Here is a 23,776-nt window from a genome sequence, read left to right as displayed (position 1 = left end):
GACCATCCCCGCCGCCCCAGCGGCCTCCTCCACAAGGTCAGCCACCCCCACCGGAAAGGAGAACCCGTGTCCGCAACCCTCACCAGGCTGGACCTGGAACTGACCGGCAAGTGTCCCCTCGAATGCCCCTTCCACTGCTACGCCGCCTCCGGCCCGAACGGCGGCCACGGCACCATGGCCCTGTCCGACTGGACGGAACTGCTGGAGGAAGGCGCCGGCCTCGGCGTGACCCGCGTCCAGCTCATCGGTGGTGAGCCGACCACCCACCCGGATTTCGAGCGGATCCTGCTGGTCGCCTTGGGCTATGGTCCGACTGTGGAGGTCTTCTCCAACTTGGTGGCTATCCGCGACTCCTGGTGGAGGCTGTTCTGCTTGCCGGGTGTCTCTCTGGCGACCAGCTACTACTCCGCTCAGGCCGATAAACACGACCGCATCACCGGCAGGGTCGGCAGCCATACTCGCACCAGGGCCAACATCGTCAAGGCGCTGGAGCTGGGGATCAAAATCAGGGCCGCTATCGTCGGCGTCCACGACGACCAAGATGTGCAGGGGGCCATCGCAGACCTCAAGAGCATGGGCGTCGTGACCATCGGGACGGACTGGGTTCGCCCCTACGGCCGGGGCGTCGGCGATCGGCCCGTCAACGACGTATCCAAGCTCTGTGGGCGGTGCGGCGACGGCAAGGCGGCCGTGAACCCCGATGGGGACGTCTGGCCCTGCGTCATGTCCCGGTGGATGACGGCGGGCAACGTCCGTGAGACGCCGCTCGGCGACATCATCGGTGGCCCGCGCTGGTGCGAGCTGGTCGCCACCGTGCCCGCGCCGCGCCACAACCGGACCTGCAACCCGGACTGCAAGCCGAGTTCCGGTGACGGGAGCGACTGCGCGCCCGCCGAAACCGAGTACGAGCCCTGCGACCCCGACTAATGCGAAGAGAGGCCACGCCCATGGACTGGGAGGCATTCGCCGCCCGATTGGCCGAATCGGTGACGGGGCGGGACTCGTCGTGGCGAGAACCCGTCGCGTCGGTGCCGCGCCACCGGTTCGTCCCGTCCTGGTGGGATACCCCGGATGGGGTGCCCTTCGGGCAGTGGATGTCCTGGGCTGGTCCGCGCGATGAGGAGGCGTGGCTGGCCGCGACCTACGCCGACCAGACCTTGGTCACGCAGGTCGACGGCCACCATGCCGACCACACCGAGCCGGGAGCGACCTGCGAGGGGCTGCCAACCAGCTCATCAACCCTGCCCAGCCTGGTGGTCCGCATACTGGGGTACGGCGACGTCTACCCGGGCGCCGACGTGCTGGACGTCGCTACGGGCTCGGGGTACTCGGCCGCGCTGCTCTGCCACCGGCTCGGCGACCACCACGTCAGCAGCCTGGACGTAGACCCCTACCTGGTGGATGCCGCAGCCGAGCGACTGGCCGCGATCGGGTACCGCCCGACGATGCTGCCCCTGGACGCCCGCAAGGAGCTTCCCGGCTCCTTCGACCGCATCGTTTCCATGGTCGGGATCCGGCCCGTTCCCCCGAGTTGGCTGGAGGCGTTGCGGCCGGGCGGACGGCTGGTCACGGTGATCGCCGGAACCTCCTTGATCTTGACGGCGACCAAGAACGAGCGCGGCGTTGCGGTGGGGCGCATCGAGTGGGAGCGCGCGATGTTCATGCCCACCCGGGCGGGCGCCGGGAGGTATCCACCACGTCCTGATCGGCCGCCCCAAGCCGACGGGGAGGGAGAGACTGTGGCGCTGAGCCCGTATCCGGTCGTCTTCCCTTCAGAGTCGTGGGACCTGGCAGCCATGCTGGAGATCACCGAGCCTGGCATCCAGCACGACTTCACCGAGGGTGACAGCGGCGAGCGCGCGGCCTACCTCTGGCACCAGGACGGCTCCTGGGCGCGGGCGACCTCCCTTCCCGAGGGAGGATCGGCCATCCATCAAGGAGGGAAGCGGCGGCTATGGGACCTCGTCGATGACATCCGTCGGCACTGGCTGGAGCACGGCGAGCTGCCCGTGCGTGGAGCCAGGGCGGTGGTCCGGCCGGACGGCCGCGTCACCCTGACACGGGGCGGGTGGAAGGCCGTCATCCAATAGCCCCACGTAACCCACCATCGGTCGGACCATCCCCGCGTTCGCGGGGCCGATCTTGTTCACCTGGGCTTTCGTACGGCGGGGAACGCGATTTCCTTCAGTTGCTCAACCAGCGATCATCACACCGCCTGGTTGCGTCACCAATATTAGGCGTGCTCTTGTTTAGAGAGGTCCCCTGGAGCACGATGAGCCCTTACTCAGGATGACCTTAGGTTAGCGGTTAAAAAGCGAAGTTTGCGGGCAGCGGGAAGGGCGCGGGTTTCCTGAGGTAGGGCCTCGACAATCTGACCGGTAATCCGCCGGCGCGCTGCGGTAACGGGGATGTTCTGGCCGGTCGAGACAGCGTAGTCGAGAGCACCTGAGACGTCGTCCCGGTGTCGGACGGCGTTCATGATCTCGATGAGCCTCAGGTTGGCGATGCCGTAAACGCGCTCATGTGGATAAAGGGCGAGCGCATGATCCACTGCCCGTTGCGATTCTCGCCTGTCTCCGATGAGAGACGAAACGTATGCTGTACCAAACACAAGGTCGGTTTCCGGAAAGCCCCACATGAGGTGAGGGTCGTTGGTGACGTTGGTCGACAGTCGCTCGAAAACGTCGCCGACGCGCCGCAGCGCGCCTCGGGCACCGTCCGCGTCGCCTTGTGCCGCCAGAGCGAACGCCTGCGCCTTGTAGGCCGCAGCAGTTCCCGAGCTGGGGATGTCTCCGGCCAGCCGTACGGCGTCGTCAGCCAGTCGAAGGACAACTTCTTCGGGCCGCCCCTGCCAGAACCCCCGCTGCGCTTCCTTTGCACGCATCCATACGCGCAGATCACGATCGCCAGAGGCGTCAGCGGACCGATGAGCGGCACGGTAACACCGGCGAGCCGCGCTCCTCGCCCCGACATTCGCGAGATCCTCGGCGAGCAGGAAGGAAAGCTGGGCGCTGATGCGGAACAATCCAACACGTACGAACTCAGATGGACCCGCGTCGAGAAGGCGGCCGATGTCAACCAAGTCTGCCGACACGTCGCGGATCAATGATCCGAATGGGCCGGTGTTGAGCTGGTAGGAATATTCCCAGACAACCTCCTCCCAGTCGTCGAGACAAAAATCGTCTCCCTCACCGGCCGCGCGATTCACGCCGGAAAGGATCGTGTCAACGACGTTGACGGGCACGATCGTCCCGGCGCCAAGGGCGGCGAGGAACTGCAACGCGACACGGCGTTCCATCTCATCATCCTCGTCTTGGCGTGAGGTTTTGCCATCGACCGTACCTCTTCGTGTCCGGTCGGTGTCGGCCATTGAGGCACGAAGTGCGAGGGACACCAATTCACCCTCGGCGCCGAGTTTGGCGTCAAGGGCCATGACCGCCTCGAAGGATGGGCGGTTTTTGCCCTGCTCCCACTTGCCGATCACTGAGAAATGCCAGCAGACCTGCTCGGCGAGGTCACGCAGGCTCAGATCACGCTGCTCCCTTCGTGCGCGCAGAGCACGGCCGAACTCCCGCCACTCGACTGAGGCGTTCGATGTCGATTGTCCAGACACGCCTGTCCTCGCGATCCGTCGCACCCGTCGCACCGACTTCACTGCGACGTTGTGTGGCCCGTCCTGCACACTGTGTGACTCAACTATGACACCCGTCAGCCCTGTGTAAAGCGAAACCCCGCAGGCGGACAGGCCATACGGGGTTCCTCGATCGCGAAGGAGCCCGCGATCCATGAGCGACGCCAGAGCCACCGCGCCGTACGGCCCGCTCGCGGTCTGCCCTGCCCGCCGGGCGGTCACGCCTGACGGGTGGCCAGATCCACGAAGAGCGCGGCGGACCAGCCGAAGCCGGCGACGGCCTGGCTCGCGCGGGCGCCGGTGAGCGGATTCCAGTACTCGTACAGGCCGCCACCGGCGTTCACCATGTCCAAGGTCCGCCCGGTCAGCTCCTCGGCCACCTCGGTGAAGCCCGAGCGGTTCAGTCCCTCGATCAGCAGATAGTTGACGTTGAGCCAGACCGGCCCGCGCCACATCGCCTCCGGATCGAAGGCCGCATCGTCGAAGGCCACCGTGGGCACCGGATGCCCGCTCCAGAAGCTCTCCGAGAGGAGGTCGGCCACCAGCCGCCAGGCGATCTCCCTGGGCAGGCGCCCGGTGAGCAGCGGCATCAGCTCCAGCGGGGTCCGGGTCGCCACCTCGGTCCCGGCCGGGGGCCGCCCGCCCTCCGCCGGGGGGAGGGATTTCGACAGGGTCACGAACCGCCGGCCGTTCCAGCGCCGGGTCACCAGCAGCGCGGTCTGCCGGGCCGCCCGCTCGCGCCAGGCCTCCGCCTCGCCGGTACGGCCCAGCGCCTCGGCGATGTCGCCGAGGCGGTCGGCCTGGAGGGCGAGGTAGGAGTTGAGATCCGGGGGCTCGGCCCTGGGGCCGTGGTCCCAGATCGGGCTGTCGTCCAGGCCGGAGGAGTAGGGGTGGAGATACTCGGCGAGCCCGTCCCCGTCGGGGTCGGAGACGGTCAGCCACCACTCCTGAGAGCGGGTGATCGGCTCGTAGACCTCGGCGAGGAAGTTCAGGTCGGGGGCGGCTTCGTGGATCTTCCAGACGGCCCAGGCGGTGAGCGGGGGCTTGGTCACCGGGACCACGCCGCCGACGGGGCCCGCGGGCTCGGCCCGCTCCTGTCCCGACTCCTGCCCCTGTTCCTGCCCGGAGCCGGCGGAGCCGGAGCCGGGGGCCGCGGCGACGGCCTGGCCGACGTGCTGGGCCAGGCGGACCTGGTCGGAGCGGGGCAGGTCGGTGGTCTCGGCGAGCACACCCAGGTCGTGGACCACGTCGGGGATGAGGCCGTCGGGGCGCTGGTGGTCCAGCAGGATGCGGATCTGGTCGCGGGCCAGTTCGGGGTCGGCGTGCCGCAGGGCGATGGCGTGGAAGTACGCGTCCCAGTTCCATACGCCGACATATCCGATTTTGGAGGGGACGACGCCCTCGCGGCCCCCCGCGAACGCGATGGGCAGCAGGTTCACGCCGAGCGTCCACCACGCCTGCTCGGCCCGCTCCCGCAGCCCCTCGGGTACGGCCGGCATCCGGCCGAACCACCCCCGCCACCGGCGTTCGGCCGCCGCCAGCAGCTCCGGGCCGTCGTACCGGCGCTCCTCCCCCACCAGCACAAACGCGCCCTCGACCTCCGCCGAGCCCCCGTCCCAGGCCGCACGCGCCCCCGAACCGGTCAGCACCAGCGTCCCGGCGTCGGCGAAGACCAGGTCCACGCCGCCCTCGAAGGAGACCCGGTCGGCGCGCGCGTGCCGTACGGGCAGCTCGGTGTCCCCGGAGAAGAGCCGGAGCCCGGTCAGCACGACGGCGTCCGACAGCCGGGTCTCGTACTCGGCGCGGGCGATCCAGAGCGAGCCGTCATCGGCGGCCATCACCAGCAGCCGGGAGCCCCGGTCGGTGAAGGGGCACGTCCGCAGGTCGCGAAGGTCGAGCATGGTCAGCGTCCTCCCAGGCCGGACATGGCCATGCTGTTGAGGATGCGCCGCTGGCCGATCAGGAAGGCGATCATCATCGGGATGACCGAGATGGCCGAGGCGGCGAGGGTCAGGCCGTAGTCGACGGCGCCGTGCTGCCCGGCGAACTGGCTGACCAGCAGCGGCACGGTCGCCAGCTCCGGCGAGTTCAGGAAGATCAGCGGGAAGAAGAAGCTGTTCCAGCTGGCCAGGAAGACGATGATGCCGAGCGCGCCCATGCCGGGCCTGATGTTGGGCAGCACGATCCGCCAGAAGATCGTCCAGCGGTTGGCGCCGTCGATGCGGGCGGCCTCCTCCAGCTCGATCGGGACCGCCCGGATGAACTGGCGCAGCAGGAAGACCGCGAAGGGGTTCACGTAGCCGGGCACGATCAGCGCCAGGTGCGAGTCGACCCAGCCCAGCTGGGCCAGCATCAGGTAGAGCGGGACGACGGTCGTCTGCACCGGCACCATCTGGGTGGCCAGGAAGAGGCCGAAGAGCAGGCCGGAGCCGCGGAAGCGGATCCTGGCGAAGGCGTAGGCGGCCATCGCCGAGGTGACCAGGGTGAGCACCACGTTGAGGACCGCGATGTAGAAGCTGTTCCAGTACGCCTGGGCGAAGGGCAGCGCGCCGAACGCGTCCGGGTAGTTCTGCGCCCGCCAGGGGTTGGGCAGCCAGTCGAGCGGCGCGTTGAGCATCTGGTGCACGCTCTTGAACGAGGTGAGCAGCATCCAGACGAACGGGAAGAGCATCGCCAGGCCGCCGGCGATGAGCGCGGCGTGCAGGCCGGCCTGTCCCAGGCGGCGGGAGACGGGGATGCCGGGGGTAGCAGCCATCGACGGTCCCCTTAGGAGTCGTAGTGCACGAAGCGCCGCTGCGCCCCGAACTGGACGAGGGTGACGAGCAGGGTCAGCGCCAGCAGGATCAGCGAGGCGGCGCTGCTCATGCCGAACTCGAAGTCCACGAAGCCCAGGTCGTAGACCTGGTAGACGATCGTGCGGGCACCGTCGTTGTGGGCCGGGTTGACCAGCACGTAGATCTGGTCGAAAGCCTGGAACGAGCTGATCACCGCGACCACGGTGGAGAAGAAGAGGGTCGGCGAGATCATCGGCAGCGTCACCGAGCGGAAGACGCGGACCGGGCCGGCGCCGTCGATGCGGGCGGCCTCCACCAGCGACGGCGGGATGGTCTGCAGCCCGGCCAGGAAGATCACGACGTTGAGGCCGAGCGAGGACCAGATGGTCACCACCGCGATGGCCACCATCACCCAGGCCGGGTCGTCGAGCCAGTCGGGCAGTGTGACGCCGAACCAGTCGCGCACGGTGGTGTTCAGGACGCCGTAGTCGCCGCTGGAGAGGATGACCTGCCACATCACGGCCACCGCGACCGAGCTGGTGATCACCGGCAGGAAGTAGACGACCCGGTAGAAGGTCTTGCCCCTGACGTGGTTCAGCGCGACCGCGACGAGCAGCGCGAGCGCCAGCCCCACGGGGACCGTCAAGAAGGCCAGCTTGACGGTGTTCCAGACCGCGATGCCGAATTCGGGGTCGGAGAACTGGGCCGCGAAGTTGTCGAAGCCGACCCAGGACTTCTCCCCCAGCCCGTCCCACTTCATGAACGCGAGCACGATCGCGAACCCGAGCGGGAAGACCAGGAACGCGAGCAGGCCGAGCACCTGCGGGGCGAGGAAGAAGGCGGCCCACCAGCCGTCCCGGTGCCGCACGCGCGCCGTCGCGCGTGCGGTCCGGGTCTTCGGGGTGGGGCGCGTCCCGGTGACTGCGCCCACGCCCCCTATCCGATCTTGCCGTCGACGAGGGACTGGAGTTCGGTCATGCCCCGCTCGAACGGGATCTTCCCGGTCCAGACCTTCAGCAGGTGGTCGTTGATCTCCTTGGTGAGGCCGGGCACGGCGACCTCGTCGGGGTAGTTGGCGAAGCCGGTGTTCCGGACGTCGAGGAACGTCTGGGCGTGCGCCGGGTAGTTGTCGTCCAGCACGACCTGCTCGGCGCCCTTGATCGAGGGGACCGCGCCGCCGCCCTTGAGCCGCAGGAGCTGGCCCTCCTTGCTGACGAACTCGGTCAGGAAGGTGAACGCCTCCTTGGCGTTCTTGGAGTCCTTGTTCAGCGCGAGGTAGGAGGCCGCGACCGCGCCGGACATCGGCTGGCCGGTCTCCGACGGGAACGGCACGATGTCGTAGTTGGCCAGGTCACCGCCCTTCCTCAGCGCGTCGATCACCCAGCGACCGCCGGCGTAGAAGCCCGCGTCGCCCTTGAGGAACCGGGTCTCGGCGCCGTTGCCCGCGGGCAGCACGTCGACGGAGAGGAAGGTCTTGTCCGCGTATCCCTTGGCCAGGGTCTCCAGGGCCTTGCGGGACTTGGGGTCGGTCGTGGCGACGAACCTGCCGCCGTCCCAGACCTTGCCGCCGAAGCCGCCGATGACGCTGTAGGTCGAGCCGTACCAGTTCCAGAAGAGGGAGCCGGCCTTGCCCGCGGCCTTGAGCTTGGCGTTCATCTCCAGATACTTGGCCATGGTCCAGGTGCCGGCCGCGTTCAGCTCGGCCGGGTCCTCGGTGATCCCGGCGTCCTTGAGCGCCTTCTTGCCGTACCAGAGCACCTCGGGGTTGGTGTCGTTGGGCACACCGTAGATCTGGCCGTCCTTCTTGGCCCCGCCGTACACGCCGTCGAAGAAGTCCTCGGGCCTGCTCTTGCTGTCGGCGCCGGAGAGCTTGTCGTTGAGCGGGGCGAGCACCCCGGCCGCGACGAACTTGCCGACGTGGTCGTCACCGACGAAGAAGACGTCGGGCGCGGTCTTGGAGGTGAGCTGGGTCAGAAGCTTGGGGTGGTAGTCCTCGTACTTGGGGACCGACTCCAGCTTCAGCACGATGTTCGGGTGGCGCTTCATGAAGTCGTCGTTGAAGCCCTTGTAGAGCTTGACGTCGTCGGCCGAGCCCCAGGTGGACCACCTGATGGTGACTTTTCCGCCCGCGGACGCGCCGCCGGTGGACGCGCCGCCGCCACTGCCGCTACAGGCGGCGGTGGTGACGGCGGCCAGGGCGAGGGCCGCCGCGGCCAGAGCTTTTTTGGAAACGGAAAAAGACACGGTGTGCCTCCTGGGGGGATTTTTATTACGGGGGTGGGTTACGCGAGTCCGCCACCGTCGACGACCAGGGCCGCTCCGGTGACGTAACTGGCGGCGTCACTGGCCAGGAAGAGAACGGCCTGGGCGATCTCGTCGGGGGTTCCGGAGCGGCCCATCGGGCGGTCGGCGGCGTCGGCGGCGAAGGCCGTCCAGTCCTCCGACAGCTGGCGGGCCTCGTCGCGGAGCATGGGGGTGTCGGTGTCGCCGGGGTTGACGGAGTTGACGCGGATTCCGGCTTTGGCGTGGTCGATGGCCAGCGCCCGGGTCATGTTGACCACGGCCGCCTTGGAGGCGCAGTAGGAGATGGCGTTGCCGCCGCCCTTGAGCCCCCAGCCGGAGCCGGTGTTCACGATCGCGCCGCCCTCGGTCATGGCGGGGATAGCGTGCTTGCACATCAGGAAGACCGAGCGGACGTTGACCGCCATGACCCGGTCCCACTCGTCGGCCGAGAGATCCAGGGCGGTGGTGCGGCGGATGATCCCGGCGTTGTTGAACAGCACGTGCAGGCCCCCGAAGGTCTCCACCGCGGTCCGTACGGCCCGTTCGCAGTCGGGCTCGGAGGCCACGTCCGTCTCGGCCGCCACCGCCCTGCCGCCCTCGGCCTCGATCTCCTTCACGACCTTGGCGGCGCCGGAGCCGTCGATGTCGGCGACCACCACGGCCGCGCCCTGGCGGGCGAAGAGCAGCGCGGTGGCCCGGCCGATGCCGGACGCGCCGCCGGTGACGATGGCGACCTTGCCGTTCAGGGCCTGAGTCAGGGTGGTCATGCCGGGCACTCCTCCATAGCGGAACGGATCCGGTACATCGCGCTCTCGCGATATCCGGTGATGACACGGACGTGGCCCTCGACGAGGGCGTCCGCCTCCGGGTCTCCGGTGTCGGCCAGCAGCGGACGCCCACCCAGATCGGCGAGCTTCTGCTGGGTGGCCAGGACGACCAGCCCTCCGGAGGTCATGATCTTTTTTAGTACGGCCGGGCTGATCTGCTGGTTGCCCCGCCCGAGCACGAACCCCTGCCCCCCGATCACCGACAGGACGGCGTAGCTCTCCCGTCCTTCGACGAGGTCCAGCAGCTCCTGCTCGGCCACGTCCGCGGCGATCAGCTCGCCGTCCTGGACCACGTCCACCCCCAGCAACGTGGTGGGCAGGCCGAGCAGCCGGCCGAGGGCCATGGTGGTGGCGCCGGGGCCGAGGATGTAGCGGGCGCCGGGCCGCATCCGGGCCACGACCTCCCAGGCGATGCCCTCGGCCGACCCGGGGGCCGCCGCCGAGGAGCCGACCTTGCGGCCCGACAGGCGCGCCTTGACCGCGGGCACCTGGAGCGTTCCGTACAGCCGGGGACTCACCCCGCCTCTCCGGTAGACCCGCTCGTCGAGGTCCACCACCTCCGCCTCGATCGTGCCACCGGCGTCCCCGGCGCCCCCGGATTGCCCGGCCTCCCGGGCGCCGGGGACGAACTCGGCGGCCATGACCCCCGCCGTGGCCGGGCTGACCGCGAAGCAACCGGAGTAGACCTTCACCCCCGCGGGGATGCCGAGCACCGGGTAGGACGGCGAGCCGTCGAGCACGTCCCTGGCCGTACCGTCCCCCCCGGCGAACAGCAGCAGGTCGACGTCCTTCATCGCCTCGACGGCCGCCGTGGTGTCCCGCGAGGACGACGGGTCGCCGGGGACGAGCCGCAGCAGCTCGGGGACGCCGCCGGCGGCCCGCACGCTGTCCTCGCCCATCGCCCCGGCGACGGTCACGATCCTGGTGCCGGGTCGCCGGGCCAGCAGGGCCCGTACGGCCTGCGCCGCGCGGTCGGCGGCCCTCCGGGAGGCCCCCCTGGCCAGTGCCTCCCGCTGGACGTCGGCGCCGTCGCTGCCCTTGAGCCCGGCCGGGCCTCCCACCCCCGCGACCGGGTTGACGATCAACCCGACCGTGAAGGTTCCGTTCCCCGGGGACGCGGGCTCGTGCGAGACGGCCCTGCGCGTGGCGGGGACCGCCGGCTGCGCGGCGGTCCGGGGCGTGGTGGAGGCCACCGGCCGGTCGGAGATCATGTCAGATGCTTCCGGGTGTAGGCACGCCAGGTGGGCGACCACTGCTTGGGGTCGTCCAGCGACGTCTGGTCGATCTTGTGGACGGTCTGGTTGTACGGGGCTCCCTTGACGAACTCGGGGTCGCGACGGGCCTCGTCGGCGACGTTGGAGAGGATCGCGGCGTACTCGTCGAGGTCCTCCTGGGAGTAGGACTCCGTCGGCTCCAGGGTGAAGGGCTCGGGGACCACGAAGGGGTGGTGGCTGGTCCAGTAGTGCACGCCGAAGTCGGCGGCGCGGACGCCGATCTCCTCCGAGTGCACGCCCGTCTCCTCGAACAGCTCCTGCCAGGAGTAGCGGACCTGTTCCACGCGGCGCCGGTCCCAGGGGGCCGAGGCGCCGGGGATCTGCAGGATCTTGTGCAACAGGTAGTTGTTGTTGAGCACCGCGATCTCGGCGACCTCGCGCAGGCCCTTGGCGCCCAGCGCCATGGCCCAGGCGTAGGCGCGGACCACGTTCGGGGTGACGCCGAGGAACGGGCGGATCTTGCCGACCGACCGCGGGTGGTCGGCGTCGAGCCGGTAGCGCTCCCCGTCGAACTCCACGGTCGGGCCCGGCAGGAACGGCACGAGCGCCTCGGAGACGCCGCACGCTCCGGCCGCCGGGCCGCCGCACGCGTGCGGGGTGGAGAAGGTCTTGTGCAGGTTGAAGTGGCACAGGTCGAACCCGGCGTCGGCGGCGCGGGTGATGCCCAGCAGCCCGTTGGCGTTGGCCTGGTCGTAGCAGGCCAGGCCGCCGGCCCGGTGGACGATGTCCACGAACTCCGCGATGCGCGGGTTGAAGATGCCCGTGTCCTCGGGGTTGGTGATCAGCAGGGCCGCGGTGCGGGGACCGACGGCGGCGCGCAGGGCCTCGATGTCCGGGTAGCCGTCCGCGTCCGGCATCAGCGTGATGATCTCGTACCCGGCGGTCTTGGCGCAGGCCGCGTTGGACGGGTGGGAGAACATGGTGGTGATGATCTGGTCGCGCTGCTCCCCCTCGCCGCGCGAGGCGTGGTAGGCGCGGATCATCGAGACGTTGGCGTAGATCGCGGCCGACCCCGAGCCGGGCTGGAGCGAGACCCGGTGCATGCCGGAGATCTCGCTGAGCATCCTCTCCAGCCGCCAGTAGATCTCCAGAACGCCCTGGACGGTGTCGTCGGGCTGGAGCGGGTGGAGCTCGGCCACCTTGGGGTCGCTGACGAAGCGGTCGTTGACCTTGGGGCTGTACTTCATGGTGCAGGTGCCCTGGCCGACCGCGATGGCCTGGTCGACGCCGAGGTTCTCCTGCGACAGCCGGACGTAGTGCCGCAGCACGTGCAGCTGCGACATCTCGGGCAGCTTCGGCGGCGTGGCGCGCCGTACCGAGTCGGGGAGCTCCACGGCCGGCACACCGGCGGCCGGTACAGCGATGCCCCGGCGCCCCGGCCGCGACTGCTCGAAGATGATCGGCTCGTCCCAGCGAGCCTGGTGGAACCGGCGCAGCCCCGGTTTGGGTGCGACCGGCAGCTCGGCGAACGGCTCTCCTGCGTGCCCACTCATGCGAGCTCCTCCTGTACGGCTGCCGCCAGCCTGTCGATGTCGTCCCTGGAGTGCCGCTCGGTCACGCAGACCAGCAGCGTGCGGTCGTCCAGCCGGACACCGCCGAAGATGCCGCGCTCACGGAGGGCGGCCAGGAGCGCGTCCGCCGAGGGCACCTCGATCGCGAACTCGCGGAAGTGGATGGCGTCGCCATGCAACACCCGGGCCCCGGCCTCCGACAGCCGGTTCATCGCGTAGCGGGTGCGGGCCAGGATCGTCTCACCGATCTCACGCATGCCCTCGGGGCCCATCAGCGCGAGGTAGACCCCCGCCGTGATGCCCCACAGGGCGGCCGCGGTCCCCACCCATTCCTTGCCCTCTTCGCGGATGGCGAAGGAGGTCCGGTCGTAGAAGACGTCGCCGAAGCCGTACTCGCCGGGGACCTTGGTGGGCGCGATGCCGAAGATCCGCGAGGGGAACTCGGCGACCAGGCGCTCCTCGTCGCGGGTGGCGATGTATCCGGCCTGGCCGCCGCCGTAGCTCTGGTGCATGCCGAGCGACTGGATGTCACCGCAGGCGATGTCGGCGCCGTAGGAGGCGGGCGGGGCGAGCACGCCCAGCGAGATCGGGTCGGTGGAGACGACCAGCAGCGCGCCGGCGGCGTGTGCCAGGTCGGCGAGCTCACGGCCCCTGGTCTCCACGACGCCGTAGACGTTCGGGGTCTCCAGGTAGATCGCTGCGAAGGTCTCGTCGATCCGCACCTCGCCGATCTCGCCCGCCGGTCCGACCGGGGCGACGACGATCTCGATGTCGGGGGTGAGGAAGTCGCGGATCTTGCTCATCTTGTCCGCGGCGACGGCGCCGCTGACGAGCACCTTGGACCTGCCGGTGTAGCGGGCGGCCATCCGCAGGGCGGTCCCCGCGGCCTGGTAGCCGTCGTAGGTGGGGACGTTGACGACGTCCAGCTCCAGGAGTTCGGCCATCATGCTGAGATACTCGAACGTCGCCTGGAAACGGCCGTGGTCCTCGTACGGCTCGCCCGCGTAGGCGGTGAGGAACTCGCTCCGGCCGTTGACCTCGTCGCAGACGGCCGGCACGTGGTGGGGGTAGCAGCCGTGGCCGAGGAAGCTGAGGGCCTCGGTCGTGTCGGTGTTGCGAGCCAGCAGCCGCCGCATGTGCGTGACCAGTTCCTGCTCCGAGGCCATCGGCTCGGGCAGGTTCAGGGGCCGGTCGAGGCGGAGGCCGGCCGGGATGTCCGCGTAGAAGTCCTCGACGCTCGCGGCGCCGATTGCGGCGAGCATCTCGGCCCTTACGCCCGGCTCGGCGTTGGGGATGTAGGGATGTGTCACCGTTCTCCTTCGGTTGACTGGACGCCGGTGCCGGTGAGGGGGCCGGCGCCAGCGTCGATGAGGGCATGGGGGACGGCGCCGGCGCCGCTCGGCCCCGCCCCGGGACCGGTGGGGCGGGGGCCGGTTCCGGTCTCGGGGTCGGGACCGAGCGGCCGGGGGGCGGCGGTGCCGGTCTGGGGGCCGGTTCCGGCCTCGGGGGCGGTGCCGGTCCGGGGGCCGGCGCCGGTCGGCCGGGGGGCGGTGCGGAGCACCACGGCGTCACGGGCCGGGATCTCGATCCGGCCGCTCAGGTCGCGTCCGGTGAGCAGGTCGACACCCGGCTCCCGGAGGTCGACCACGGCGGCGGAGGTCTGGTGGTTGAGCAGGAAGAGGTAGCCGTCCCGGCGGGTGGCCTCGACACCGTGCGGCACGTCGGCCACCGGCTCGACGCCCGCGGCGGCCAGGACCTCCGAGAGCACCGGGGTGACGTCGTCGAGCAGACAGCCGAGGTAGGTCACGTTCCCGCGCCGGGTGATCGCGGCCTGGCCGTCCAGGTCCCCGCCCTCGTAGCGGGCGAGCACCTCGGCGTCGGCGACCCTGAGCCACTCGGCCCAGGTCCGCGCCGGTACGGCCCGCGGCTCGCCCTCCGGGGTTCCGGGGGCGAGCCGTACCCGCTGGACGCGGCCGTCGGGCAGCGGCCAGAACTCGTCCACGGTCAGGCCGAGGAGGGGGCGCAGGGGGCCGGGGGCACCGCCGTCGTGGACCTGGTCGTCCGGGTCCACGACACCGCTGAACGGGCCGACGACGAGGTGCCCGCCGAAGGTTGCCAGCCACCCGGCCTGCTCCTCGGTGCACATGTAGAGGTTGGGGGCGATCACCACGCGGTAGCCGGACAGGTCCCGGCCCGGCGGGACGAGGTCCACCGCGAAGCCGCGGGCGTGCAGCGGTCCGTACCACGCCTGCAGGAGCTCCTTGAGCCTGAGCCGGTTGGAGGGCATCGACTCGGGGGCCTCCAGCCCCCACCAGCTCTCCCAGTCGAGGACCAGCGCCACCTCGGCGTCCGTCCGCGACCCGGCGATCTCGGCGAGCCGCCGGAGGTCGGCGCCGAGCCTGAGGGTGTCCCGCCAGCCGCGCGCGGCGGTTCCGCCGTGCGGCAGCAGCGCGGAGTGGAACTTCTCCGGGCCGTACCTCGCCTGCCGCCACTGGAAGAACATCGCGCCGTCCGCCCCGTGGGCGAGGGCCTGCAGGCTGTGCAGGCGCATCAGGCCCGGCGGCTTGGGCGCGTTGACCTCGCGCCAGCTCACCGCGCTCGCGGCCTGCTCCAGCAGGATCCACGGCTGCCGCTTCAGCGAGCGCATCAGGTCGTAGCTGAGCGCGACGGCCACGTGCGAGGCGGGGTCGGCGGGGTCGGGGTAGGCGTCGTCGCTGACGACGTCCTCGGCCTCGGCCCACTTCCAGTAGTCCAGGCCGTGCAGGATGCTCATGAAGTTGGTGGTCACCGGGACGTCCGGGGTGGCCTCGCGGAGCACGGCCTTCTCCAGCTCGAAGCACTCAAGCAGCGCGTCGGAGCAGAAGCGGCGCCAGTCGAGGACCTGCGCGGGGTTGACCGGACCCGGCGCCTTGCGGGGCGGGTTGACCTGGTCGAACGCGGTGTAGTGCTGCCCCCAGCAGGAGGTGCCCCAGGCGGTGTTCAGGCCGTCGATCGAGCCGTGGCGGGCCCCTAGCCAGCGGCGGAAGTGCCTGGCCGACTCCTCGCAGAAGCACTCGACCGTGTGGTCGGCGTACTCGTTGCCGATGTGCCACATGGCCAGTGCCGGGTGGTCCCGGTAGCGCTCGGCCATGACGCGCGCCAGCCGTACCGTGGCGGCGCGGAAGACCGGGGAGCTGGGGCAGTAGCTCTGCCGGGAGCCGAAGTCCAGGCGCGTCCCGGCCGCGTCCACCGGCAGCACGTCGGGGTGCTCCCGGACCAGCCAGGGCGGCGGGGTGGCGGTGGCGGTGGCCAGGTCGGCGGCGACACCGTGCTCGTGGAGGAGGTCCATGATCCGGTCCAGCCAGCCGAAGTCGTACTCCCCCGGCCGGGGTTCGAGGCGGGACCAGGAGAAGACGGCGACGGTCGCCATGTTCACCCCGGCCTCGGCCATCAGCCGGACGTCTTCGTCCCAGACATGCTCCGGCCACTGCTCGGGGTTATAGTCACCGCCGAACAGGAGACCGGGAACTCTGGTCAGACCCACCCATAACTCCGATCTACGACCTGTAATATTTTGTATGCAGAATTCATAGTACAATATTTTGCATCGCGTCAAGCGGTGCGATTTCGTACAAGATCAACACAAGGAGTGCCATGGCGATCGAGCGGCGCCCTCTCCGCGAGCAGATCCGCGAGGAGCTCATGCTCCGGCTCGACCGAGGCGACTTCGCTGCGGGGACGGACATCAACGAGGCGTCCCTGGCCGCGGAACTGGGCGTCAGCCGCACCCCCCTGCGCGAGGCCCTGATAACGCTCGCGGGCGAGGGCGTACTGGAGAGCAACCAGGGCAGGGGCTTCCGGTTCGCACCGGTGAGCCGGAAGGAGTTCCGCGAGATCTGCGCCATCGTGGCGGCGCTGGAGGCGCTGGCCCTGGAGACCTCCGACCCCGTCTACCTGGAGAAGATCGCGCCGAGACTGCTCCGGCTCGCCCAGGATTTCTCCGACAACATCGCCGAGCAGCAGGACATCGAGCGGCACGACGACGAGTGGCACGACCTGCTGGTCGGCGGCTGCCTGAACGAGCGGCTGCTCGACCTGATCACCAGCGTCAAGGCCGGGATGCGCCGCTACTCCCACCTGGTGGCCGGCGAGAGCACCCCGATGGAACGTGCCGCCGAGGAGCACTGCCGGATCGCCGAGCGCCTGCTCGCCGGGGACCAGAAGGGCGCCATAGCCGCTCTCCGCAACAACTGGGTCAACGGCATGGAGCGCATGATGTCCCGTATTCCATAAATTGGGGCCTAGTTCCAATAGATCACATGTGACATATTACTTCGCATTGAAGATCCTCCACTCCGGCGTGCCTCCACGCCCGGGCGGACCCCCGAAAGGACTTCTCCCCAGTGCGAAGAATCTCCGTGTTACTAGCGGCCGGACTGGCCGCGGCGCTGGCCGTACCCGGCCTCGCCTCCGCCGACCCGGCCGATCCACGCCCGGCGCCGGCGAACACCGCCAAACCGGCCGATCGGCACGACAACCAGCTCAGCCCGCTCCAGCAGGAGCAGCAGTCGCTGCGTAAGAAGGCCGTCGAGTCGATCACCTCCGGCGGGCAGAACCTGCGCTCCGCGGCGGGCAAGAGCGTCCGCGTCGGCCGTAAGTACGTCGAGCTGGACCAGGAACGCAAGGACCGGATCTTTGTCGTGCTCGCCGAGTTCGGCGACCAGGTCGACAACGAGACCATGATCAACGGTCAGGTCAAGTACGGCGGCACGCCCGGCCCCCGGCACAACCAGATCCCCAAGCCGGACAAGCGCAAGGACAACCACACCCTCTGGAAGCCCGACTTCAGCCGGTCCTCCTACCAGGGCATGTACTTCGACGACCGCTCCGGGGCGAACTCGCTGCGCAACTTCTACCAGGTGCAGTCCTCCGGCCGTTACGACATGGACGGCTACGTCTCCGACTGGGTGCGCGTGCCGTTCAACGAGGCCCGCTACGGCAGCGACCGGTGCACCGAGAGCGGCATCTGCCACAGCAACTGGGACCTGGTCCGCGACTCGGTGAACACCTGGTACACCGGTGAGCTGGCCCGTGGCCGCTCGGCCCAGGACGTGAAGGCGCAGCTGCAGTCCTTCGACGTCTGGGACCGCTACGACTACGACAACGACGGCGACTTCAACGAGCCCGACGGCTACCTCGACCACTACCAGGTCGTGCACGCCGGAATCGACGAGACCTGGGGCGGCGGCGCGCAGGGCGCCGACGCCGTGTGGGCGCACCGCTACTTCGCCTACTGGAACCAGCGCGGCACCGCGGGCCCCTCGGGCAACAAGCAGGGCGGCACCCAGATCGGCGACACCGGCATCTGGGTCGGCGACTACCTGACCGCGGGCGAGAACAGCGGCGTCGGCCTGACCGCCCACGAGTTCGGCCACGACCTGGGCCTGCCCGACCTGTACGCCTCGGCGGGCGACAACGCGGTCGGCTACTGGTCGCTGATGTCGTCGGGGTCCTACCTCGGCTCGAAGAACGGCCCGACCGGTGAGTACGCCGGCGACCTGGACGCCTGGAGCAAGCTCCAGCTCGGGTGGCTGAACTACGAGCGGGCGGGTGCCGCCACGGCGTCGAAGCACACCCTGGGCGTCAGCTCCTACAACACCAAGGATCCGCAGGCGGTCCTCGTCGACCTGCCCAAGCGGGTGGTCTCCACCGAGCTGGTGGACCCGGCGCAGGGCTCCTACCAGTGGTGGAGCGGCAGGGGCGACTATCTCAACGAGACGCTCACCCGGCAGATCGACCTCACCGGACTGACCACCGCCGAGCTGACCGCCAAGGTCTGGTACCAGATCGAGGACGGCTACGACTTCCTCTACCCCGAGGCCTCGATCGACGGGGGCAAGACCTGGCAGGCCGTGCCCGGCACCGTGGGCGGCACGCCGTTCACCACCGGCATCACCGGCACCAGCGGTTGGAACGATCTTGTCCTCCCCCTGACCGCCTACGCGGGCAAGAAGATCGACTTCCGGTTCCGCTACTCGACCGACACGAACACCTCGGAGAACGGCTTCCTGGTGGACGCGATCGGCGGCGTCGTCCAGGACGACGTGGAGAGCGGCGACAACGGCTGGACCGCCGTGGGCTTCAGCCGGATCGGCAAGGTCGGCGTGAAGAGCCACTCCCGCGCCTACCTGGTGGAGAACCGCCGGTACGCCGGCTACAACGCCTACCTGAAGACCGGTCCCTACAACTTCGGCTGGCGCAGCGACCCCGCCAAGACCGACCTCGTCGAGCACTACCCCTACCAGGAGGGCGTGCTGGTCTGGCTCTGGGACACCTACCGCACCGACAACACCACCAGGGACCACCCGGGTGAGGGCATGATCCTGCCCATCGACGCCCGCCCGACCCCGCTGACCTGGACCGACCTCACACTGCTCAACGGCAGGTCACAGGTGTTCGACGCCCCCTTCAGCAGGGCGGCCAGCGATCGGGTCGAGCTTCACAAGAACGGCGTGGCCAAGGTCATCCGCTCCCAGCCCGGCGTCCGCTCCTTCGACGACCACAGCGGGGTCTACTGGTCGGCCGCCAACCCCGATCTCGGGGTCAAGGTGCCCGACACCAACACCCGCATCACGGTCCTGAACGACGGCGCCCGCGCGACCGTCCAGGTCGGACCGGCCTCCTGACCCCGGGCACGGCCGGCGTGACCTGAACACGACGGCCCGCCCGACCAGGACACACGGCCCGCGTCACCTCCGGGTGGCGCGGGCCGTGCTCTTTCCGTGCTCTTCCCGGCCCTTTCCGGCGCCCGCTCTCCGGCGCGGCGGATCCGTCACGGCCCCGCTCCGCCGCGCCGGGGCCGGGGCCGGACCTCAGCCGTGCGAGGCGGCGATCTCGTCGATGCGGGCGGCGAGGGTGAAGTCCAGCTCGGTCAGGCCGCCGGCGTCGTGGGTGGACAGGGTCAGGTGCAGGGTGCGCCAGCGGATGTCGATGTCGGGGTGGTGGTTGAGCCTCTCGGCCTCGACCGCCACCTCGTCGACGATGCGGATCGCGGTGGGGAAGTCGGCGGCTCTGATGGTCCGGCGGAGCTCGTCGCCTTCGCGCCGCCATCCGGGGACGGCGGCCAGCCTCTGTTCCACCGCGGAGTCGTCAAGCAGGTCCATCGGCCCAGGAGATCACGTCCGCCGCCGGACCGCCAGGCCCGGCCGCGCCCCGGCGCGCCGCCCCCGCGGCCCCCGCCGGGGACGTCACTTGACGGCCCCCGCAGTCAGGCCCGACTGGATCTGGCGCTGGAAGACGATGTAAACGATCACGACCGGGATGATCGCCATGCTCAGCGCGGCGAACAGGCCGGGCCAGTCGGCCTCGTAGCCGGAGCTGACGGAGATGTTCGCGATCCCCTGGGTGATCAGCCACTTGTCCTCGACGTTGCCGGAGAGCAGCACCAGCGGCAGGAGATACTGGTTCCACTGGCCCAGGATGTTGAAGATCGTGACGCTGATCAGGCCGGGCCTGGCCATCGGCACCATGATCTGGAAGAACGTCCTGGTGTGCGAGCAGCCGTCCATCATCGCCGCCTCGGCCACCGAGGTGGGCAGCGTCTTGAAGAACGCCGACAGGAAGAAGACGGTGAAGGGCAGCGAGTAGGCGGTGTAGACCACGATCACACCGAGGTGGGTGTCGAGCAGGCCGAGGTTCCCGACCACGAAGAACAGCGGGACCAGGGCGAGGAAGACCGGGAAGGTCATGCCCGAGACGAACAGGTAGTAGATCACCCGGTTGCCGGGGAACGGGTGGCGTGCCAGCACGTAGGCGGCCATCGAGCCGAGCAGCATGGTCGCGGCGGTGCCGCACGCCACCACGGAGACGGTGTTCAGCAGATACCTGCCGATGTGGGCCTTCTGGAAGGCCCGGCCCCAGGCGTCCCAGGCGTAGGAGGACGGGAGCGTGACGGGGTCGCCGAAGATCTCGGTGGTGGTCTTGAAGGAGGCCAGGAACGTCCAGAGGATCGGGCCGACGATCAGGGCCGCCCAGAGCAGCAGCGCGAGGTGCGCCAGCGGGCCGAACGCGCCCAGCCGGCGCCTACGGCCGCGCCGGCGCGGCCGGGCGGGGAGGCCGGCCCCTGGGCGGCACACGGCTTCCGCGGCTTCCACGGCCATCAGAACTCGACCCTGTCGCGCCGGGTCACCCGCAGGGTGAGCGCCGCGAACGTGATGGTCATGAAGAACAGCGCCACCCCCATCGCCGACGCGTAGCCGAACCTGGAGAAGGTGAACGCCGTCCGCCAGATCTCCAGCGGGAGCACCGTCGTGGAGCTGTCGGGACCGCCCCGGTCCACCGAGAGCACCTGCACCAGGGCGAAGCCGTCGAAGGCCGCGACGCCCAGGTAGACCCAGCCGACCTGCACGGTGTCCCACAACAGCGGAAGCGTGATCCTGAAGAAGAGGGTGAACCGGCCCGCGCCGTCCAGCGCGGCGGCCTCGAACACGTCCCCGGGGAGGGAGGACATGCTCGCCGAGAACAGCACCGTGTAGAAGCCGACGGCCTGCCAGATCATCACCCCGATGATCGACCACAGCGCGAGGTCCGGGTCGACGAGCCACCCGACCGGCCCGACGCCGACCCTGCCCAGCAGGCCGTTGACGACACCGGTCCCGTCCGGGCGGTAGACCGCCTGAAAGAGCACGCCGACGACGGCCACCGCCAGGACCTGGGGCAGGAAGAAGATCACACGGTAGACCTTCGAACCCCCGAGCCCGGCCATCCGGCCGCCCCGCCGCCCACCGCCCAGGTTGAGCAGAAAGGAGAGGAACAGCGCGATCGCGATGGTGACCGGCGGCACGACAAGCAGCAGAACGCCGTGGTGCCGCACCGCCGCCCAGAAGACCTCGTCGTCCAGCAGCCGGGAGTAGTTCGCCAGGCCGACGAACCCGGGGCCGGCCGAGACGCCCTTCCAGTCGGTCAGCGAGATGGAGAGCGCCTGAACATACGGGCTGACCACGAAGACCAGGTAGAGGAGCACCGGCGCGGCGAGAAAGCCGACGACGAACCGGTGCCTGCCGTACCGCATCGGGGCCTACACCGTCCGGTTCTGCTTGGTGACGGCGGAGTCCGCCATGGTCTTGTCGGCGGCCTTCTGCATGGCGTCGCAGAACTCGTCGGCCGAGACGCGGCCGAACATCAGCGCGTTCGTCTGCCTGCGGAGCTCGGTCTCCAGTTCCCTGTACCAGTTCTCGAAACTGCTGAAGGTGACGAGGTTCTCGCCGGCGGCGTTCTGCGCGGCGCTGAGGCTGGCGTTGCCCGGTGACAGGCGCAGGCCGTCGGCGGCGCCGGTCACCACGGTGAGGCTGCCGGACTTCTCGGTGAAGCCCCGCGCGCCCTCCCTGGAGAGCATGATGCGCAGATACTCCAGGCCGCCCTCGGGGTTCTTGGCCTTGGCCGGGACGAGATACGCCTCACCGGCCACGGCCCTGATGGCCTCGAACGGCATCTGGTCCGCCGCGGTGACGCTGGGGGTGGGCGCCAGGGTGTACCTGAAGTCCTTGGGGGTCTGGCTCTTCTGCTCGTTCTCCAGCCAGGAGCCGGACGGATAGAGGGCGACCTTGCCCTGGTTCTGCTGGGTCTGCACCTCGGTGTGGCTCAGGCCCTCGAACGCCCCGTCCATGTACGTGCCGATCTCGGCCCAGGCCGCGGCGGCCTGCCTGATCGAGTCGCGCCTCCAGACTCCGTCGACGAGGTTGTCGAGGTCGATCAGGAACTGGTTGCCCTCGATCTTCGCCGCGGAGATGAGGATCATCCAGTAGGCGTAGTAGGCGGCGTTCCTGCCCGCGTAGGCGAACGGGGTGACGCCGACGGCCTCGGCCTTCTCGCAGAACGCCCTGAACTCCTCGAAGGACTCCGGCGGGCTCCAGCCGTGCTTGTCGAACAGCACGGAGTCGTACCAGAGGCCGTAGGCCGAGAAGACGTAGTTCATCAGGTACGGCCGCTGGGCGATGAGACCCGACTCGACGGTGCCCGGGGCGACCATGTCGCGCACCTTCCGCTTCGGATCGTCGATGGCGGGGGCCTCCCAGAGCTCGGTGAGGTCCAGGAGTTGCCCCTCCTGCTGCAGGGCTCCGCCGTCCATGAGGTCGGCGCCCGAGTTGGCGATCACGTCCGGCACGTCGCCGCCGGCGAAGCGCGGCTGCAGGGTCTGCGCGATCCGCTGGGTGGCGATGTGCTCGACCGTGGCCTTGGGGAACGCCTTCCTGTAGAGCGGCTCGTGGACCTCGGTGGCGTAGCCGTCGCCGAGGCCGCCCTTGAAGATGACCACTTCGAGCGGGGCCGCGGCGCCGACGCCGAACGGGTTGGCCGCGGAGACCGGGCCGCCGGGGGAGGTGGCCACCGGGGCGGACCCGGGGATGGCGCACGCGCCGAGCAGCCCGGTGGCGGGGCCCGCCGCCAGGGCGGTCAGGCCGATCCGGCGGAACAGCTGCCGCCGGGTGACGTCTCCGGGTGTACCAGCCGAGCTGGACATCGCGCCCCTTCCGAATCGGAAATCAGTAAGGAAAGTTCCTGAACTCGTGCCCGAACCCACATATCCGCGACGTCCACCGTCAAGAGATCCAAGCCGGTCTAGACCAAGCCGTGACATCTCCGCGGCACGTCCGGATCCCGAGCGCTCAAGAGCGCGCCTTCTGACGGAACAATCCTCAATGTCCAGCGATTCACCCGAAATCATTGACTCTCAAACCGTCAGACAGTAATGAATCCACGATTCCCGACGACCCATGGCCGTCAGCCGGTCTAGACCAGATAATGGTCGTTTGCCGCACATCACCGCAAGCCCCTACTTTTAGGACATGTTGCTGGCGGAGCAGCGTCGGCTGCTGTGTGAGTACGGCCGCAGGGCCGCCGAAGCCGGTCTGGTCATCGGGACGTCGGGAAATCTGAGCGTCCGGGTCGGCGAACTGGTCGCGGTAACCCCCGGCGGGATCGCCCTCGACCACCTGGAACCGGAGTCCTGCCCGGTGATCGACGTCGAGGGACACCTGGTCGACGGGGAGCTGCGACCGTCCTCCGAGACCCCCATGCACCTGGCGGTCTACGCGGCGACCGGCGCCCGCGCCGTGGTGCACACCCATTCCACCTTCGCCACGGTGGTCGCCACCACCATGACCGAGCTACCGGCGATCCACTACAACACGCTGCTGCTCGGCGGGACCGTCCGGGTCGCCGGCTACGCCACCTACGGCACCCCGGAGCTGGCCGCCAACGTCGGCGCCGCGATCCAGGACCGGCGGGCGGCGCTGCTGGCCAGCCACGGCGGGATCACCGTCGGCGACGACCTGCCCGCGGCCTTCGAGGCGACCCGGCTGCTGGAGTGGCTCTGCGAGGTCTACGTGCGGGCCAGGGCCGTCACCGAACCCCGGGTGCTCACCGCCGAAGAGCTCTCCGCGGTGGCGCTGCGGGCGCTGACCCCTCCCCGCCTCCCCCGCCGCGAAAACTGAGCCGGCCG

At 69.6% G+C, this 23,776-nt stretch carries 19 protein-coding genes; 5 read left to right on the top strand and 14 right to left on the bottom strand.

From position 1 onward, the window contains the following. Positions 1-66: 66 nt before the first annotated feature. On the top strand, positions 67-927 hold the full coding sequence (locus tag ACWEF2_RS02280; RefSeq protein WP_355592547.1) for a radical SAM/SPASM domain-containing protein: 861 nt from the start codon (positions 67-69) through the stop codon (positions 925-927). A gap of 20 nt (positions 928-947) precedes the next feature. Next, on the top strand, positions 948-2,090 hold the full coding sequence (locus tag ACWEF2_RS02275; RefSeq protein ID WP_453811191.1) for a methyltransferase domain-containing protein: 1,143 nt from the start codon (positions 948-950) through the stop codon (positions 2,088-2,090). Positions 2,091-2,284: 194 nt separating this feature from the next. Here the strand turns inward: ACWEF2_RS02275 and ACWEF2_RS02270 are convergent, their stop codons facing one another. From ACWEF2_RS02270 to ACWEF2_RS02225, 10 genes are all read right to left on the bottom strand, one after another. After that, entirely contained in the window at positions 2,285-3,613 is a 1,329-nt protein-coding gene (locus ACWEF2_RS02270) for a helix-turn-helix domain-containing protein (protein WP_453811190.1), read from the bottom strand. A gap of 236 nt (positions 3,614-3,849) precedes the next feature. Continuing rightward, on the bottom strand, positions 3,850-5,532 hold the full coding sequence (locus ACWEF2_RS02265) for an amylo-alpha-1,6-glucosidase (protein ID WP_453811189.1): 1,683 nt from the start codon (positions 5,530-5,532) through the stop codon (positions 3,850-3,852). 2 nt (positions 5,533-5,534) lie between these two features. Beyond that, positions 5,535-6,386 (bottom strand): carbohydrate ABC transporter permease, encoded by an 852-nt coding sequence (locus ACWEF2_RS02260; RefSeq protein ID WP_453811188.1) that lies wholly within the window; start codon positions 6,384-6,386, stop codon positions 5,535-5,537. Positions 6,387-6,397: 11 nt separating this feature from the next. Further along, positions 6,398-7,336, bottom strand: a complete 939-nt coding sequence (locus ACWEF2_RS02255) for a carbohydrate ABC transporter permease (protein ID WP_453811187.1) — start codon at positions 7,334-7,336, stop codon at positions 6,398-6,400. A 5-nt stretch (positions 7,337-7,341) separates the two neighbouring features. After that, the gene (locus tag ACWEF2_RS02250) at positions 7,342-8,649 is read right to left on the bottom strand and encodes an ABC transporter substrate-binding protein (protein ID WP_453811186.1); all 1,308 of its coding nucleotides are present in this window, start codon (positions 8,647-8,649) and stop codon (positions 7,342-7,344) included. Between the two features lie 38 nt (positions 8,650-8,687). Beyond that, positions 8,688-9,455, bottom strand: a complete 768-nt coding sequence (locus ACWEF2_RS02245; RefSeq protein ID WP_453811185.1) for an SDR family NAD(P)-dependent oxidoreductase — start codon at positions 9,453-9,455, stop codon at positions 8,688-8,690. Further along, positions 9,452-10,726 (bottom strand): ATP-NAD kinase family protein, encoded by a 1,275-nt coding sequence (locus ACWEF2_RS02240; RefSeq protein WP_453811184.1) that lies wholly within the window; start codon positions 10,724-10,726, stop codon positions 9,452-9,454. Before ACWEF2_RS02240 ends, ACWEF2_RS02245 begins: the two co-directional genes overlap by 4 nt. Further along, the gene (gene gcvPB / locus ACWEF2_RS02235; RefSeq protein ID WP_453811183.1) at positions 10,723-12,282 is read right to left on the bottom strand and encodes an aminomethyl-transferring glycine dehydrogenase subunit GcvPB; all 1,560 of its coding nucleotides are present in this window, start codon (positions 12,280-12,282) and stop codon (positions 10,723-10,725) included. The genes ACWEF2_RS02240 and gcvPB overlap by 4 nt, the downstream gene beginning before the upstream one ends. Then, the gene (gene gcvPA, locus ACWEF2_RS02230) at positions 12,279-13,610 is read right to left on the bottom strand and encodes an aminomethyl-transferring glycine dehydrogenase subunit GcvPA (protein ID WP_453811182.1); all 1,332 of its coding nucleotides are present in this window, start codon (positions 13,608-13,610) and stop codon (positions 12,279-12,281) included. Before gcvPA ends, gcvPB begins: the two co-directional genes overlap by 4 nt. Next, on the bottom strand, positions 13,607-15,823 hold the full coding sequence (locus ACWEF2_RS02225) for a beta-galactosidase (protein WP_453811181.1): 2,217 nt from the start codon (positions 15,821-15,823) through the stop codon (positions 13,607-13,609). The genes gcvPA and ACWEF2_RS02225 overlap by 4 nt, the downstream gene beginning before the upstream one ends. 110 nt (positions 15,824-15,933) lie before the next feature. On the opposite strand from ACWEF2_RS02225, the gene ACWEF2_RS02220 reads away from it, so the two are divergent. Both ACWEF2_RS02220 and ACWEF2_RS02215 read left to right on the top strand, forming a co-directional pair. After that, positions 15,934-16,572: a GntR family transcriptional regulator gene (locus ACWEF2_RS02220; RefSeq protein WP_453811180.1), complete on the top strand. Its 639-nt coding sequence runs from the start codon at positions 15,934-15,936 to the stop codon at positions 16,570-16,572. Positions 16,573-16,682: 110 nt separating this feature from the next. Then, entirely contained in the window at positions 16,683-18,965 is a 2,283-nt protein-coding gene (locus ACWEF2_RS02215; protein WP_453811179.1) for an immune inhibitor A domain-containing protein, read from the top strand. Positions 18,966-19,151: 186 nt separating this feature from the next. Here ACWEF2_RS02215 and ACWEF2_RS02210 read toward each other — a convergent pair whose 3' ends face one another. The 4 genes from ACWEF2_RS02210 to ngcE form a co-directional block, all read right to left on the bottom strand. Next, entirely contained in the window at positions 19,152-19,442 is a 291-nt protein-coding gene (locus ACWEF2_RS02210; protein ID WP_453811178.1) for a 4a-hydroxytetrahydrobiopterin dehydratase, read from the bottom strand. Positions 19,443-19,526: 84 nt separating this feature from the next. Continuing rightward, positions 19,527-20,438 carry a carbohydrate ABC transporter permease gene (locus ACWEF2_RS02205; protein ID WP_453811177.1) on the bottom strand — a complete coding sequence of 304 codons (912 nt, stop codon included), beginning with the start codon at positions 20,436-20,438 and terminating at the stop codon, positions 19,527-19,529. Next, complete coding sequence (locus tag ACWEF2_RS02200) at positions 20,438-21,349, bottom strand: carbohydrate ABC transporter permease (protein WP_453811176.1); 912 nt, start codon at positions 21,347-21,349, stop codon at positions 20,438-20,440. Before ACWEF2_RS02200 ends, ACWEF2_RS02205 begins: the two co-directional genes overlap by 1 nt. A 6-nt stretch (positions 21,350-21,355) precedes the next feature. Beyond that, a complete protein-coding gene (ngcE, locus tag ACWEF2_RS02195) occupies positions 21,356-22,795 on the bottom strand; it encodes an N-acetylglucosamine/diacetylchitobiose ABC transporter substrate-binding protein (protein WP_453811175.1) in 1,440 nt (479 codons plus the stop codon). A 325-nt stretch (positions 22,796-23,120) separates the two neighbouring features. Here ngcE and ACWEF2_RS02190 point away from each other — a divergent pair, with 325 nt between their 5' ends. Then, a complete protein-coding gene (locus tag ACWEF2_RS02190) occupies positions 23,121-23,768 on the top strand; it encodes a class II aldolase/adducin family protein (protein ID WP_355592515.1) in 648 nt (215 codons plus the stop codon). Positions 23,769-23,776 lie beyond the last annotated feature (8 nt).

Source organism: Streptosporangium sp. NPDC004631, from assembly GCF_053601935.1.
The sequence above is the reverse complement of the archived record's forward strand: the minus strand, read 5'-3'. Positions and strand labels throughout refer to the sequence as shown.